At 36.0% G+C, this 15412-nt stretch carries 17 protein-coding genes; 5 read left to right on the top strand and 12 right to left on the bottom strand.

What is annotated here, in order from left to right:
- Nucleotides 1-167: 167 nt before the first annotated feature.
- The 4 genes from OCV53_RS07815 (at nt 168) to OCV53_RS07800 (ending at nt 2868) form a co-directional block, all read left to right on the top strand.
- The gene (locus OCV53_RS07815) at nt 168-647 is read left to right on the top strand and encodes an S-ribosylhomocysteine lyase (RefSeq protein WP_055197516.1); all 480 of its coding nucleotides are present in this window, start codon (nt 168-170) and stop codon (nt 645-647) included.
- A 93-nt stretch (nt 648-740) separates the two neighbouring features.
- Nucleotides 741-941, top strand: a complete 201-nt coding sequence (locus OCV53_RS07810) for a hypothetical protein (RefSeq protein WP_055197514.1) — start codon at nt 741-743, stop codon at nt 939-941.
- 143 nt (nt 942-1084) lie between these two features.
- Entirely contained in the window at nt 1085-2353 is a 1269-nt protein-coding gene (locus tag OCV53_RS07805) for an ArsB/NhaD family transporter (RefSeq protein WP_055197512.1), read from the top strand.
- Nucleotides 2354-2397: 44 nt separating this feature from the next.
- Complete coding sequence (locus OCV53_RS07800) at nt 2398-2868, top strand: hypothetical protein (RefSeq protein ID WP_055197510.1); 471 nt, start codon at nt 2398-2400, stop codon at nt 2866-2868.
- 132 nt (nt 2869-3000) lie between these two features.
- Here the strand turns inward: OCV53_RS07800 and OCV53_RS07795 are convergent, their stop codons facing one another.
- From OCV53_RS07795 to ylxM, 4 genes are all read right to left on the bottom strand, one after another.
- Nucleotides 3001-3228 carry a KH domain-containing protein gene (locus OCV53_RS07795; protein ID WP_008392928.1) on the bottom strand — a complete coding sequence of 76 codons (228 nt, stop codon included), beginning with the start codon at nt 3226-3228 and terminating at the stop codon, nt 3001-3003.
- A gap of 25 nt (nt 3229-3253) precedes the next feature.
- A complete protein-coding gene (rpsP, locus tag OCV53_RS07790) occupies nt 3254-3499 on the bottom strand; it encodes a 30S ribosomal protein S16 (protein WP_008392930.1) in 246 nt (81 codons plus the stop codon).
- A 62-nt stretch (nt 3500-3561) separates the two neighbouring features.
- Entirely contained in the window at nt 3562-4902 is a 1341-nt protein-coding gene (gene ffh, locus OCV53_RS07785) for a signal recognition particle protein (RefSeq protein ID WP_055197508.1), read from the bottom strand.
- Between the two features lie 18 nt (nt 4903-4920).
- Nucleotides 4921-5274, bottom strand: coding sequence for a YlxM family DNA-binding protein (gene ylxM, locus OCV53_RS07780; RefSeq protein ID WP_055197506.1), 354 nt, complete (start codon nt 5272-5274; stop codon nt 4921-4923).
- Nucleotides 5275-5448: 174 nt separating this feature from the next.
- Here ylxM and OCV53_RS07775 point away from each other — a divergent pair, with 174 nt between their 5' ends.
- Nucleotides 5449-7077, top strand: coding sequence for an ABC-F family ATP-binding cassette domain-containing protein (locus OCV53_RS07775; RefSeq protein WP_055197504.1), 1629 nt, complete (start codon nt 5449-5451; stop codon nt 7075-7077).
- A gap of 98 nt (nt 7078-7175) precedes the next feature.
- On the opposite strand, the gene OCV53_RS07770 is transcribed toward OCV53_RS07775, so the two are convergent.
- From OCV53_RS07770 to OCV53_RS07735, 8 genes are all read right to left on the bottom strand, one after another.
- Nucleotides 7176-8393 (bottom strand): PP-loop family protein, encoded by a 1218-nt coding sequence (locus OCV53_RS07770; protein ID WP_055197502.1) that lies wholly within the window; start codon nt 8391-8393, stop codon nt 7176-7178.
- A 104-nt stretch (nt 8394-8497) separates the two neighbouring features.
- The gene (locus tag OCV53_RS07765; protein WP_022374601.1) at nt 8498-9322 is read right to left on the bottom strand and encodes a hypothetical protein; all 825 of its coding nucleotides are present in this window, start codon (nt 9320-9322) and stop codon (nt 8498-8500) included.
- Nucleotides 9306-10733, bottom strand: coding sequence for a sensor histidine kinase (locus OCV53_RS07760; RefSeq protein ID WP_055197501.1), 1428 nt, complete (start codon nt 10731-10733; stop codon nt 9306-9308). The genes OCV53_RS07765 and OCV53_RS07760 overlap by 17 nt, the downstream gene beginning before the upstream one ends.
- Nucleotides 10730-11389: a response regulator transcription factor gene (locus OCV53_RS07755; protein ID WP_022374603.1), complete on the bottom strand. Its 660-nt coding sequence runs from the start codon at nt 11387-11389 to the stop codon at nt 10730-10732. Before OCV53_RS07755 ends, OCV53_RS07760 begins: the two co-directional genes overlap by 4 nt.
- 194 nt (nt 11390-11583) lie before the next feature.
- Entirely contained in the window at nt 11584-12177 is a 594-nt protein-coding gene (locus OCV53_RS07750; protein WP_022374604.1) for a zinc dependent phospholipase C family protein, read from the bottom strand.
- 170 nt (nt 12178-12347) lie between these two features.
- The gene (locus OCV53_RS07745; protein WP_055197499.1) at nt 12348-12950 is read right to left on the bottom strand and encodes a regulatory protein RecX; all 603 of its coding nucleotides are present in this window, start codon (nt 12948-12950) and stop codon (nt 12348-12350) included.
- A complete protein-coding gene (gene recA / locus OCV53_RS07740; protein ID WP_022374606.1) occupies nt 12950-14008 on the bottom strand; it encodes a recombinase RecA in 1059 nt (352 codons plus the stop codon). The genes OCV53_RS07745 and recA overlap by 1 nt, the downstream gene beginning before the upstream one ends.
- Before the next feature lie 125 nt (nt 14009-14133).
- Entirely contained in the window at nt 14134-15399 is a 1266-nt protein-coding gene (locus OCV53_RS07735; RefSeq protein ID WP_055197498.1) for a competence/damage-inducible protein A, read from the bottom strand.
- Between the last annotated feature and the right edge of the window lie 13 nt (nt 15400-15412).

Below are 15412 nucleotides of genomic sequence, written 5' to 3'. Positions count from 1 at the left end.
ATTTTTCCGCCGCTCTTTCAGCGACGTTGATTATCTTACCATAGCTGTATACAGTATGTCAACTACTTTTTTCATCTTTTAGAAACTAATTTTATTTCATAGATTTTCCTCTGTTTTCACGTTATAATATGATGTAAATACATTTCATATAAGAAAGGAAACCTATCATGGAAAAAATAGCAAGTTTTACAATTGACCATTTAAGATTATTGCCTGGCGTTTATGTTTCTCGCAAAGACGCTGTTGGTTCTGAAACTTTAACAACATTCGACCTTCGTATGACAGCTCCAAATCGTGAGCCTGTCATGAACACTGCAGAGATGCATGCGATCGAGCATCTGGCTGCTACTTATTTAAGAAACAATGAAGAATGGCAGGATAAAGTTATTTACTTTGGTCCAATGGGATGCCGTACTGGATTCTATCTTATATTAGCTGGCGATCTCTCTTCAAGAGATGTACTTCCTCTTATTATAAGTACCTTTGAATTTATTCGAGATTTCAAAGGTGATGTGCCTGGTGCCAGCGCAAAAGATTGTGGTAACTATCTTGATATGAATCTTCCTATGGCAAATTATCTTGCAGATCATTATCTTGAAAATGCTTTATACGTTGCAGATGATAAAAATCTGAATTATCCAGCATAAATTTGTACATAATATAAAGGCATCTATTGTTGTACTCACAGAATTCTTTCCACGTGATTCTGTGAGTACTTATTATAAGGAGGTTTTTATATTATGAAAAATCAAAACAAAGTATATCAAGAAGTTGCCGAAGAATGCAGCCAGTATTGTCCTTGTGGCTGTGATCATTCCGTAAAGAACGTCAGTACTGGAGATGATGCAAAAGCACCAAGCTGTTTAAACTGTAAACATTTTTCTGTCTCTGAACAGCATTGTCAACTTGATCTTTATGATCAGATTGTTACAAATTTATAATTACTCTTATATGATAATCATATAAAGTAGTGTCAAAATTTTGTTAAAGAAGTCATATTTATGGCTTCTTTTTTATTTTTCCCTTGCAATATTTGAAAAGAGGTCTATTATAATAATGAGTTTATTTTTAGGAGGAAATTGTTATGTCATTACAACAAATCATAGCGATCGTCATCTTTTTATGTACGATGGGCGCTATCATCACAGGGAAGGTCCACAATACAGTTGCCTCATTAACTGGTGCTGCATGTTTGGTGCTTACCCACATTCTTTCGATTGAAGATTGTATTGACGCAGTCGATGTAGAAACCATCTGCATTCTTGTCGGAATGATGCTTTTAGTTGCAGTTATTAAGAATTCTGGTATCTTTGAATACATAGCGATCAAAGCTGCAAAGATTGCAAAGGGTCGTCCTTGGCCAATCATGGTCATCTTTATTTTGATCACAGCTGTATGTTCTGGAATGCTTGACAACGTTACGACTGTATTGTTAGTTGGTCCAATGACCTTAGCTATCACAAATATCTTGAAAGTTGATCCTGTGCCATATATTATCACACAGATCATGGCTTCCAATATCGGTGGTACCGCTACACTGATCGGTGACCCACCTAACATCATGATTGGTAGTGCAGCGAAATTAAGTTTCGTAGATTTTATTTTAAATACAGGTGTAGCTACTATATTGGTTATCATCGTTGGTTTGATCTGTATGTATTTTATATATGGAAGAAAGTTGTTTGTAGAAGATGAAGCCATTGCCAAAGTCATGCAGCTAGATGAAAACAAAGCGATCAAAGATAGAAAACTTATGCATGAAAGCGTGATCATTATCATTCTCGTTGCTTTATGCTTTATTTTCCATGATCAGTTAGGCGTGCAGTCTTGCACCGTTGCAATCGCTGCGGCATGTATCATGCTTCTGATCGGCGGACAGGAACCTGAAGAAATCATTTCAGAAGTTGAATGGCCAACCATTCTTTTCTTTATTGGATTATTTATCGTTGTCGGTGGTATGAAAAAAGTTGGCGTTATCACAATGCTTGCAAATGGATTAATTTCTATTACTCATGGTAATATGGTTGTTACAATGATGGTCATCTTATGGGTTTCCGCAATTGTATCTTCTTTCTTAGACAACATTCCATTTGTTGCAACATTGATTCCTATGATTCTTACCATGCAGTCAGAAGGAATGGATGTCACTCCAATCTGGTGGGCATTATCACTTGGAGCTTGTTTAGGCGGAAACGGAACTCTGATCGGTGCTTCTGCAAACGTTGTTTTATCTGGTATTAGTAAGAATAATGGACATCCTATCACATTTGGACAATATTTTAAGATTGGATTCCCTATGATGATCTTATCTATTGCCGTATGTTCTGTATTTCTTTTGATCCGATTTGCTTAATGAAAAATTATGGAATATAATATTTATGAGAGGAGAGTGATCTTATGAATCAAAATACTGTAACCGGAGATTTTATCAATATTAACCTGCGTCAGTTAGGTGCTACCTCTATTAAAGAGTTCAATAGTATTATGCACATTGCTGAGTTTGATCTTGGCGATGGACTGATTGTTTCTTATGTTTTTAACATTACACGACACAACAAATATTTCCTACAGCGTATGCAACCATATGCTATGGTACATGGTAAATTTGCCAGTGATCAGGAAATCATTGATTTTATCACAGAAGATCTAAAACGTTTTGAAAACGCTAAAAACAGTCACAATTTCAATACTTTCCTTCTGATTTCCCATCTGGGTCATCATATTACCGAGAATATTGAACAGCTATTTTTAAATTATAATGTTGATGCTGATAAATTAAAAGCAATTGAAGATTCTCTGGAAGATTCTCTTGTTGAGATTCAATCCTTATTTGAGAAATCTGATAAGCTAAATTTACCAAAAGACTAACACTTATAAAAGTTAAAACTGCCCTTGAAGCTAAATGTTTCAAGGGCGTTCTTATTTTTTATCAGATAATCTACATAATTAAAAAGCTCACAAGCTGTATATTCTCTATACATCCTGTGAGCTTTCATCTTCTTATTGAATATCAACGACAATCTTCTTGTCACCTTTGTCAACCGAAGCCTTGACAACAGTTCTGATTGCTTTTGCAATTCTTCCCTGTTTCCCAATTACTTTCCCCATGTCACCTTCTGCAACATGAAGTTCTAATACGACTGCATCGGCAGTTTCTTTTTCTGTAACTGTCACTTTATCTGGCTGATCAACGAGGGCTTTTGCAATCACTTCTAATAAATGTTTCATGCACTGCCTCCTGTCTTAAATCTGACTATTTTTCGATTCCTGCAGCTTTTAATAATTTAGCTACTGTATCTGTAGGCTGAGCACCTGTTGCTAACCATTTCTTAGCAGCTTCTTCGTCGAATTTGATCACGCTAGGATCCTGATTTGGATCATATGTTCCGATTTCTTCAATGAATCTACCATCTCTAGGGGATCTAGCATCTGCTACTACTACTCTATAAAAAGGTGCTTTCTTCTGTCCCATTCTTTTTAATCTCATTTTTACTGCCATTTTGTTTTTACCTCCAAAAATCTTTCTTTTCTAAATTAATTATTATTTTCTATAACTAAGGCCTAAAAAGGTAATTTAAATCCACCTCTTTTACCACCTTTGCCACCAAACATACCTGACATCTGCTTCATCATCTGTTTCTGATTCTGAACCTGTTTGCATAAGCGATTAACTTCTGCAAGTGGAACTCCTGCTCCTGCTGCGATTCTTCTCTTTCTTGAAGCATTGATGATCTTAGGATTTGCACGTTCTTCTTTCGTCATGGAATAAATGATCGCTGCTGTCTTATCCATCATACCATCATCAATATCAAGTCCCTGCATCTTATTTCCAATACCCGGAATCATAGATAACAGATTGGATAATCCACCCATCTTCTTCATCTGATCCATCTGATCAAGAAAATCGTTAAAATCAAATTCCGCCTTCTTCATCTTCTCCGTCATGCGAAGTGCATCTTCTTCATTGATCGTCTGCTCTGCTTTTTCGATCAATGATAATACATCTCCCATACCAAGAATTCGGCTTGTCATTCGGTCTGGGTAGAACTGCTGAAGATCTTCAAGTTTCTCTCCCATACCTACATATAAAATCGGCTTTCCTGTTACGGAACGGATAGAAAGTGCTGCACCACCTCGTGTATCACCATCCATCTTCGTGATGATAACTCCATCAATACCGACTTTCTCATTAAATTCTTTCGCCACATTGACAGCATCCTGTCCCGTCATGGCATCAACGACCAGAATACTCTGGAATACATCAACTTTATCTTTGATCTCGATCAGCTCTGTCATCATATTCTCATCAATATGAAGACGCCCTGCTGTATCCAGAATTACGATGTTGTTTCCATTCTTCTGTGCGTGTTCTACGGAAGCTTTCGCAATATCTACTGGATTCTGCTTATCTCCCATTGTAAAGACTGGTACTCCGACTTTCTCTCCATTGACCTGAAGCTGTTTGATCGCTGCTGGACGATATACGTCACAGGCTACTAACAGTGGTCGTTTTCCCTTCTTCTTATACTGTCCGGCAAGCTTTGCACAAGTTGTTGTCTTACCTGCACCCTGAAGACCTGCCATCAAAATGATCGTAATCTCATTTCCTGGACGAAGCTGAATCTCTGTCATCGTAGATCCCATCAATGCTTCCATCTCTTCTTTTACGATCTTGATTACCATCTGTCCTGGATTCAGTCCGCTTAATACATCCTGTCCTACGGCTCTTTCCTGTACAGATTTGATAAATGTCTTTACGACTTTGAAGTTAACGTCGGCTTCTAGTAAAGCTCTCTTAACTTCTCTCATTGCCGCTTTTACATCATCTTCTGTTAAACGGCCTTTACTTCTTAAGTTCTTAAATACACCCTGAAGTTTCTCGGATAAACTTTCAAATGCCATTGATTCACCTCATCTAAGTTATAAATCTTCTAAAACCTGATTGCATACAGATTCTATTTGCCTGATGTCTTCTTTCATCTGCTCTTTATCTTCTCTAAGAAGCCTTCTGGATAAGGTATGGATCTCTTTGATCTTCTCCTTGGCCGTCAAAAACTTCGCTACCAGATGGAGTCTTGCTTCATAATCTGTCAAGATCTTATCGCATCTCCGGATCATGTCATGCACTGCCTGTCTAGTAATTCCAAACTCAGCTGCAATCTCCGTAGCTGTCATATCATTCAAAATATGTTCACCATAAATCTCCTTCTGATGCGCGGTCAACAATTCGCCGTAAAAATCATATAATAAATTCTGTTCTACGATTCGTTCCATCTGATACTCCTGTAAAGCAATTTTCCTTTACCAGATGTTAGTTTAGCGAATTTTACCGTCTTTGTCAAGTATTTTTACTTGCACAATGCAATTTTTACTTGAAAAACTCTGGCTTTTCTGTAAAATGAAAAGAGCGATTCTATTTAATTATAAATCAAAAAGAAAGGTTATACAATGATTCAGGCAAATAATGTAACTTTACGTTTAGGAAAACGTGCTTTATTCGAAGATGTAAATATTAAATTCACAGAAGGTAACTGCTATGGACTGATCGGTGCCAACGGAGCAGGAAAATCCACTTTCTTAAAAATTCTTTCCGGAGAGATTGAACCTTCTAAGGGAGATGTAACGATCACTTCCGGACAGCGTCTTTCTGTTTTAAAACAGGACCACTATCAATACGATGATCATATCGTCCTTGATACGGTTATGATGGGTAACCAGAGACTATATGAGATCATGAAAGAAAAAGAAGCTTTATATGCAAAAGAAGACTTCACAGATGAAGATGGTATCCGTGCCAGTGAGTTAGAAGGCGAATTTGCTGATATGAACGGATGGGAAGCAGAATCTGATGCTGCCACTTTATTAAATGGTCTTGGAATTCCTAGTGATATCCATTACACAAAAATGGCTGACTTAAACGGCTCACAGAAAGTCAAAGTCTTACTTGCTCAGGCCTTATTTGGAAATCCAGATATCCTGCTGCTTGACGAGCCTACCAACCACTTAGACTTAGATGCTATTTATTGGTTAGAGGAATTTTTGATCAACTTTGATAACACAGTTATTGTTGTATCTCATGACCGTTATTTCTTAAATAAGGTATGTACTCATATCGCAGATATCGATTATGCGAAGATTCAGTTATTCTCTGGAAACTATGACTTCTGGTATGAATCCAGCCAGCTTCTTACAAAACAGATGAAAGAAGCGAATAAGAAAAAAGAAGAAAAAATGAAGGAATTACAGGACTTTATCGCAAGATTCAGTGCCAATGCTTCCAAATCAAAACAGGCTACTTCCAGAAAGAAAGCCTTAGATAAGATTCAGTTAGATGAATTAAAACCATCCAGTCGTAAGTATCCATACATCAACTTTAAACCAAACCGTGAAATCGGAAATGATGCTTTGGTTGTTGAAAATCTTACAAAGACGATCGATGGCGTGAAAGTCTTAGATAATATTTCTTTCTTAATGAAACCAACGGATAAGATTGCTTTCGTAGGACCTAACACATTAGCTGCTACAACATTATTTAAGATCTTATCTGGAGAGATGGAACCTGATTCTGGTTCTTACAAATGGGGAGTGACTACAACTCAGTCTTATTTCCCAAAAGATAATACAAAAGACTTCAGTCAGGATGAAACGATCGTCGAATGGCTGACTCAGTATTCTGAAGATAAAGATGCAACATTTGTCCGTGGATTCCTTGGACGTATGTTATTTTCTGGAGAAGACGCTTTAAAGAAAGTCGGTGTTTTATCTGGAGGAGAGAAGGTTCGTTGTATGTTATCGAAATTAATGATCAGCGGTGCAAACATCTTACTTCTTGATGAACCTACAAACCACTTAGATATGGAATCTATCACTGCTTTAAATGAAGCATTAAAAGATTTTTCTGGTGCATTATTATTTACTTCTCAGGATCATCAGTTCGTACAGACGACAGCAAACCGTATCATGGAAATTACTCCTAATGGTCTGATCGATAAAGAATGTACTTATGATGAATATCTGGAAAATGATGAAGCTGCCAGAAAACGTCAGGTTGTTGAAATTGAAGAAGACGATGAATAATTTTATGATTTTTAAAAGGAAATTTTGTAATTTAGAATGATCATATTAAAAGAGCACAGAAGGTTTGTTACAGACCTCTGTGCTCTTTATTTATATTTTTATTCATTTTCCTGATCATAAGTATCTAAGAATGAATGTTTCACTCCATCTTTCTTATATGCAATGATCGTCTTTAAGTTGACATTTTCCACACTCTTAAAAATATTGGATTCTACATATGGATTGATCTCTTTCATCTTTGCGATCAGCTGTTTTGTCTCCATCCTCTTAGACTTAGCTACACCATCCGGATTACATGTGGTACAAGTATCTGTAAATTTGCATGCACACTGAATAAAGTGTAATCCGTTATAGTCTCTCCAATGTTTGATATCGTCCTCACGGATCAGATACATCGGACGGATTAACTCCATTCCTTCAAAGTTTGTGCTGTGAAGTTTTGGCATCATTGTCTGCACCTGTGCTCCGTAAAGCATTCCCATAAGGATCGTCTCAATAACATCGTCGTAGTGATGTCCCAGAGCGATCTTATTACATCCAAGTTCTTTTGCTTTGCTGTATAAATATCCGCGGCGCATTCTTGCACACAGATAACATGGGGATTTCTCAATCTCATATACTGCATCAAAGATATCAGATTCAAAGACTGTGATCGGGATATCTAATAATTTGGCATTATTCTCGATGATCTGTCGGTTCATCTCATTGTATCCAGGATCCATTACTAAAAACACCAGATCAAAATGAAATTTGTTATGACGTTTTAACTCCTGAAATAATTTTGCCATCAGCATGGAATCTTTTCCACCAGAGATACAGATTGCAATCTTGTCATTCTCCTGTACAAGATCATATGTCTTGATTGCTTTTACAAATTTGGAAAATAACTGTTTGTGGAACTTCTTTCGGATACTCTTTTCGATTTCCTGTGTTCTTGTCAGTTCTTTTTTCTTTCCTTTACCTTCGGCTTCTTTGTTACTCTGCTCTGTTTTCTGATCATTTTCCTGTTCTTCTTTCATCAGAGATAACAGCCACCCCGTGTATCCACCTTCTAAGCTCAAAACATCGATTCCTTCTTCTGACAAGTTCTCTGCTGCCTCTTTGCTGAAGATTCCCTTTGTGCAGTATAAAATGACTTTCTTTCCTTGATCAAGATATTCCTTTGCCTGTGCTGCAAGTTCTTCTTCATCTGCTGCCACTACAGCTCCGGGGATCATTCCATAAGATGTGTTTGATTCATCTCTCATATCAAGAAGCTGATAGCTTCCTTCTTCTAACTGTTTTAATTCTTTATATGAAATATTAATATTACTCATGCTTTCAACCTTTCTATCGTATCCTACTATATTTGTAGGGTTCCAATCACTTATTATAGAGAGAAAGCTTTCAAAATACAAGAGAAAATCGTATCATTTTTGCATCAGTTATTGTACACATTATTGATCATAAATCCATATCCGCTCCATTCCACTGGAATATATGTCTGATTTTTATTTTGTATTGCGTAAACTCCTCCACTTCCTGAAATCTTTGTATATGGATTCTTTGCTGATTTAGCTTTTTCATATTGCTGTAATACACTTGCATTTCCAAGCAGATTCTTCTTAAGCCCAAATTCTGATTGTTTTAGATTCAAATATGACAAAAAACCTGACGGTATATCTTCGATATGTTTCGCAATATCTTTCCAGTTTTGCGTATACTCATACGAATACACATCGATTGCAAGAATCTGATCTGTATACGCATCCATGATCATATTAACAGATTCATCTTCCTGTGCTGCATCCGGCACTAATGTCACATACCAAACTAAAAGATTTTTAACATTTGACACAGAAGTTTCCGTATCTGTTGTTGTAGTATTATTTTGTTTTGTAATGTATGTATATAATTTTTTATATGTAACTTTCCAGTCAGAATTCACCCGATAAGAAATCTTCATTTTCTCAAACAATTGATTGATCTGCTTTCTAGCTGTTTTTTCTACATCTCTTCCATCCACTGTTCTTGATGATGGTCTTACTGACACACTCAAAATATGATTATTGATAATTTTTAATTTTTCCAATGTTGTTTGTGTAGATTCCACTGAAATTTCCACCGGATTTAAAGATAAATTCTCACTTTTTCCAAAAGTTTTCCAGTCTGTCAATCTGGACTGAATATTGGGAAAAAAGCAAAAAAGAACCGTCAACAAAAATGCTGTTATAACTAAAAGAACATTTCTAATCTGTCTTCTCATAATGTCCTCCTCCAATGGTTATGATCGCAGTTGTTCCCTTTTCTTCCTGACTGATAAATTCCATATCACCTTTATGAATTCTCACTATTTCTTTACATAGAGCCAGCCCCAAGCCTACTCCTCCTTGTTTTCTTGATCTTGATTTGTCAACCCGATAAAATGCCTCTGTAATTTTATCAAGTTCTCCTTTTGGCATTCCGCAACCTGTATCTGAAACATAGATCTTTGCCCCTTCCTGCGCTGGGCAACACTCAATTGTCAAAATACCTCCCACATTCATGGATTTTAAGGAATTATCGACTAAATTTAAAATCAATGATTTTAAAAGATCTGCTTCCACTTCACAAATCGTTGGCTTAAGATTTAAATTCACTAAAATTTTCTGTTCTTGCAGCCGATACTGCATAGAAGATATCACCTCATGAATCATTGGCACAAGATTTTGTTTCTTCATTTGAAACTCTTGATTTTTTAAAACAAGAAGATTCATTAATTTTAATGATAAATTTTGAAGACGCTTTCCTTCCGAATAAATATACCCACATGCTTCCTTTTGTTCCTCTTCCGAAAGATTTTCAATTCGCATCAAATCTGCATAGCCAATAATCGACGTAAGCGGTGTTTTCATCTCATGGGCAAGACTTCCCATAAATTCTTCCTGATTTTTTAATAGTTGATCTAATTTCATCAATTTTTCTACCAATTGCTCTGTCATATAGTTAAAATTAATTGAAAGTTCTCCAATTTCATCTTTTGTATTTACTGATACTCTGACCGAATAATCACCATCTGCAATCTGTTTTGAAACTTGTGATAATTTTTGCAATGGCCTTGTAAGAATTGATGCAAGAAAATATGATAAGATAATCTCCATTCCTATAACTACCATGAAAATCTTACGAAAACTTATGAGTTGCTGATGCCTTGTTTCATAAACTTCAGAAATATCATAGGAACCTTGAAACACCATCGTTTCTTTTCCATAAGTGATCTTGCTTGTAATCTGATAAAAAACTCTATTTTTATTTTTAAATATCACAGCCTTCCCTTGTTTGCTCGAAAATCCACTACTGTTTCTAAAATTGTCATTTTTCCGATTATAATAAAGTGGCTGTTTCCACTGTACTACACCATCTTCTTCTTTTAACAAACGAACAGAGCTGTCTCTTAACAATCTTTGTCTGTTTAATCGTTTCAAAACACTTACAAACGTCTGGTTTTGATAAGTATCATCCATCTCATCAATTTCTTTTAACATTCTTAAGATCATCTCATAAGAACCTCTTGCTGATTTCTTTTCCTGTTTTATGGAAGCTTCATAAGAATACTGAATTAAAAGCATTCCTCCAAATCCAAAAGAAAATGATACGATCAGCATTGTCACGATCATTAATTTCCAACGAAATTTCACTTTGCTACCTCCAGACGATATCCCATCTTTGGAACAGATATCAAATAGTTTTCCCATCCAACTTTTTTACGCACTCTCTGTACATGAAGATCAACGGTTCTGCTTCCAGGGATATAATCTCCACCCCATACACGATCATAAATCATTTCTCTAAACAAAACACTTCCTGGATTTCTTGCAAATAACAGCAAAATATCATATTCCTTTTTTGTCAGATTAATATAAACACCATCTTTTAATACAGTTCTTGAATCTGTATCGATTTCCAATCCTAAAATTCGAATCATGCGATCTAGCTTTTTATATCGTCTTAATACGACTTCAATTCTTGCTAATAACTCCATAATCTCAAATGGTTTTACAATATAATCTTCTGCACCAAGTCTTAATCCATTTACTTTATCAGACAATTCTCCTTTCGCTGTGAGAAAGATCACTGGTATATCTAATGGTTTTACATATTCTAAAATTTCAAATCCATCAGCTCCGGGCAGCATAATATCAAGTAAGATCAAATCTGGATATTTCTTTTCAATCATATCGATCGCAGAAAGTCCATCATATGCACATTCACAATGATAACCGACCTTTTTTAAACTTAATGCGATCAGATTTGAAATTGGTTTTTCATCTTCAACGATCATGATGTTTACCATATTTACTCTCTCCTTATTGTTATATTTCCTTATTGTTTTCTATCTTTGCTGCCCAAAACCGTTTTTTATCTTAACACTTTTATGCATCAAATTTGCATCAATTCATCTCTTACGTAAAATTTTCATAAATGAAAAAAGGAACAAAAACAGGCACAATTCCTGCTTCTGCTCCTTATTCTTACTCTGACCAATAATTATACATACTGAATATTGGCTACGCTTGTACTAAACGCATAACTTACCATATTTAATATACTTTTTACAACTGTCGTACAAGCATGCACGATATATCTAATATCTTCTTCCACTGTATGTGCAAGTTTCATATATGAATTATGAATGCTTCGGATATAAGATGTCAATTCTTCTACGGAATCATACGCTACAACTTGTTCTTTAATCTTTAAAGCTTCTTCTGTCTTAAGAAAAGCTTTCATTCCATATTTTAAATCACGCTCATAATAGCAGTGATCTTTTACATTCCCTGGATAGTGGTTGTTATGCGGAAATGTAAAATAGTCCGCAATATAATGAACGATCACACCAAGACGTGCACAGCGTCTCATATTCATTCCTTGTTCTTTATTGTAATTCGCAATAAATTTTGAAATCTTATGTTCAATATCATCAAATGTAATATCAAACTTATGAGGTGTCGTCACAAAAGATGGTCTGCAGTCTGGCCAGATACTTCCTACATAAAATGGCAATCTATAATCAAATACATTATCAAGTTCCATAGAATCCATGATCTGTCCTGCAAGTGAAATATGTGATTTCTTTCTCATATAAATGATACTCCTTATATAGGGACAATATCTGAACTTATCTTCCCTTCCAGATATCGTCATCAACAGTTTTGTTACACCCTTTGATTCAGATTATATATCCTTGTCTGTTAATATGCAACAAAATGGGGAATTCTTTATATTTTTTTAAGATTTCTACTCTATTTTATTTAATCTTCACAATATTTCCGTAATAAATCTATTATCTTTACACTGTTAAACCCTTTTCTCGCAAAATACCCATAATATTTCTGAAAATTTTCCTTTGTAACTGATCCTTTCTGTCGGATTCTCTTCTGTACTTGCTCCTCCAGAACGTCATCTTCTTCGTATTCATACTCATCAAAGATTCGTTCTAAAATCTCTGTGCCAATTCCCTTCTTTCTAAGATCCATCTTGATCTGAATCCTACTCTTAGTCCCTGCCTTATATTCCATATAACGACGTACATATTCTTCATCATTGATATAGCCAAATGATTCTACATATGCAATCGCGCCTTCTGTGATAAATTCTGGAAATTCTGCTCGCATAAGACGATCTTTTAGTTCTTTTCTTGTACGATCCTGATATTTTAACAATGACATAGCTTTCAACTTAGCTCGGTGTAGTAACAGCTTATTCAATTCTTCAAACTCTTGCTGCCCAACCTCGTCTTTTTCATGAAATCCTAATCGTCTTACTTCATTATAATAAAGCAGGCAGTACTTTTCTTCATCGAAGAAAAGCCTAACCTGCTTTGTTCCCACTTTATCTAGTTTAGTGATGATCATTATTCTTCTTCAGAAATCTGAGTCTCTGCCTTCGGATCGTTATTGGCATTCTCAGTGTCTTCATCTAATAATCCATAATGAACACGGATTGCATGTTCTACTGTTTCTGCAATATCTGGATGTTCTTCTAAATACTTCTTGCTATTCTCTCTTCCCTGTCCGATCTTCTCTCCATTGTATGCATACCACGCTCCACTTTTATGAATGATATCTGCATCTGCTGCCAAATCTAAGATATCTCCATACTTAGAGATTCCTTTTCCAAACATAATATCAAATTCTGCCTGTTTAAATGGAGGCGCTACTTTATTCTTAACAACCTTAATTCTTGTTCTGTTACCGATCATCTCTCCTGCCTGTTTTAATGTCTCTGTTCTTCTAACATCTAATCGGATAGAGGAATAGAACTTCAGCGCACGTCCACCAGTTGTAGTCTCTGGATTACCAAACATCACTCCAACCTTCTCACGTAACTGATTGATAAAGATAACCGTACAATTAAATTTACTTACAACACCTGTTAACTTACGAAGTGCCTGTGACATCAATCTTGCCTGAAGACCCACATGAGAATCTCCCATGTCTCCATCAATCTCTGCCTTAGGTACTAATGCAGCTACAGAATCGACGATAATGATGTCGATTGCCCCAGATCTTACCATTGTCTCTGTGATTTCAAGTCCCTGTTCTCCTGTATCTGGCTGTGAAATATAAAGGTTATCAATATCAACTCCTATATTCTTCGCGTAAACAGGATCTAATGCATGTTCTGCATCAATAAAGCCTGCAATTCCGCCTCTCTTCTGAACTTCTGCTACCATATGAAGAGCTACGGTTGTCTTACCACTTGATTCTGGTCCATAAATCTCAATGATACGTCCTCTTGGCACTCCTCCAACTCCTAATGCAATATCAAGACTGATCGATCCTGTTGGTGTAACTTCAATTGTACGATCTGCCTGATAATCTCCAAGCTTCATAACAGATCCCTTACCGTAATCTTTCTCAATCTTAACTAATGCTGCATCTAATGCTTTTAATTTCTCTTCTTGTTTCATAATATATGTTATTCTCCTTTAATTTCAAATATTTATCTACATTCTTCTATGCTTTGATTCCTGTCTAGAGTATAGCATATCTCCATACTAAAAAACAAGTGTTCGAACGAATATTTGTTCGATTTTTATTTCTTCCAATCCTTTTCAAAAAATTCTTCTACTAATGCATGTCTTACCATCATTAATGCACGACATACCGCCATTTGTCTGACTTTCTGTCTGTTCCCATTAAACTGATATTTGCTGACTTTTGTCTTTCCATTGACACTGACACCAATATAAACAAGCCCTGCTTTCTTCTCTGGTGTCTCTCCTCCAGGTCCTGCAAGTCCTGTAATTCCAACTCCGACATTTGATCCTGCCCGTTTTGCAACACCTTCTGCCATCTGTTTTGCAGTCTCTTCTGAAACTGCTCCAACTGTATTTAATGTTTCTTCTTTGACTCCCAGATATTTCATCTTAGCTTCATTTGCATATGTGATAAAACTTTCATTTAAGACGTCGGAAGCCCCTGCGACATTGACTAATCTTGCGGTAAACATGCCAGCTGTACAAGATTCTGCTGCAGCGATCGTATAGTGATGTTTACTCAACATATTGACTACAACATCTTCTAATGTTTCATCTTCTTTTGTTGTAAAGATCTTATGTCCAAATCTTCTGTATAATTCTTCTGTTACTGGTGCTACAAATTTCTTTGCCTCTTCTTCACTTGTCGCTTTTGCTGTCACTCGAAGATGGACTTCTCCCAATTTGGCATATGGGGCAACTGTAGGATTTGTCTGTTTTTCAATTAAATCTTCAATCTCTTCAGCAACCTGGCTTTCTCCCATACAGTCAATTTTCACAACATCAGAATACAGCACTTCTGAACTTAATTCTTTTAAAATTGGCTCTACCTGATCGTGGAACATTGGAATCAATTCACTTGGAGGTCCTGGGAGTAGAACTACTTTCTTTTCTCCTTTTGCATGAATGATCATTCCAGGTGCTGTTCCATTTTCATTGTATAAAACATCACAATCTTCTGATATCAGTGCTTGTTTTAGATTATTCTCTGTCATGCTTCGATGGCTGCTTGCAAAATATTCTTTTAATCGTCTTAGTGCTTCTTCATCTTCTACAAGCTTCTGCCCACATACTTTCGTTGCAACTTCTTTTGTAAGATCATCTTTCGTTGGTCCCAATCCACCAGATAAGATCAAAATATCAGATCTTTCAAATCCTTGTCTGATCACATCTTCTAATCTTTCTTCGTTGTCACCTACTGTTGTTTCAAAAAAAACGCTTATCCCCAATGAGGCTAAGCGTTCTGATAAGTAGGCAGCATTGGTATTCACGATGTTTCCTAATAAAATCTCTGTTCCTACGCAAATAATTTCTGCTGTCATAAATATTGTTCCT

The organism is Anaerostipes amylophilus, from assembly GCF_025567365.1.
GTDB lineage: Bacteria > Bacillota > Clostridia > Lachnospirales > Lachnospiraceae > Anaerostipes > Anaerostipes amylophilus.
Note: the sequence above shows the minus strand (reverse complement) of the source record. Positions and strands in the feature narration are given on the sequence as shown.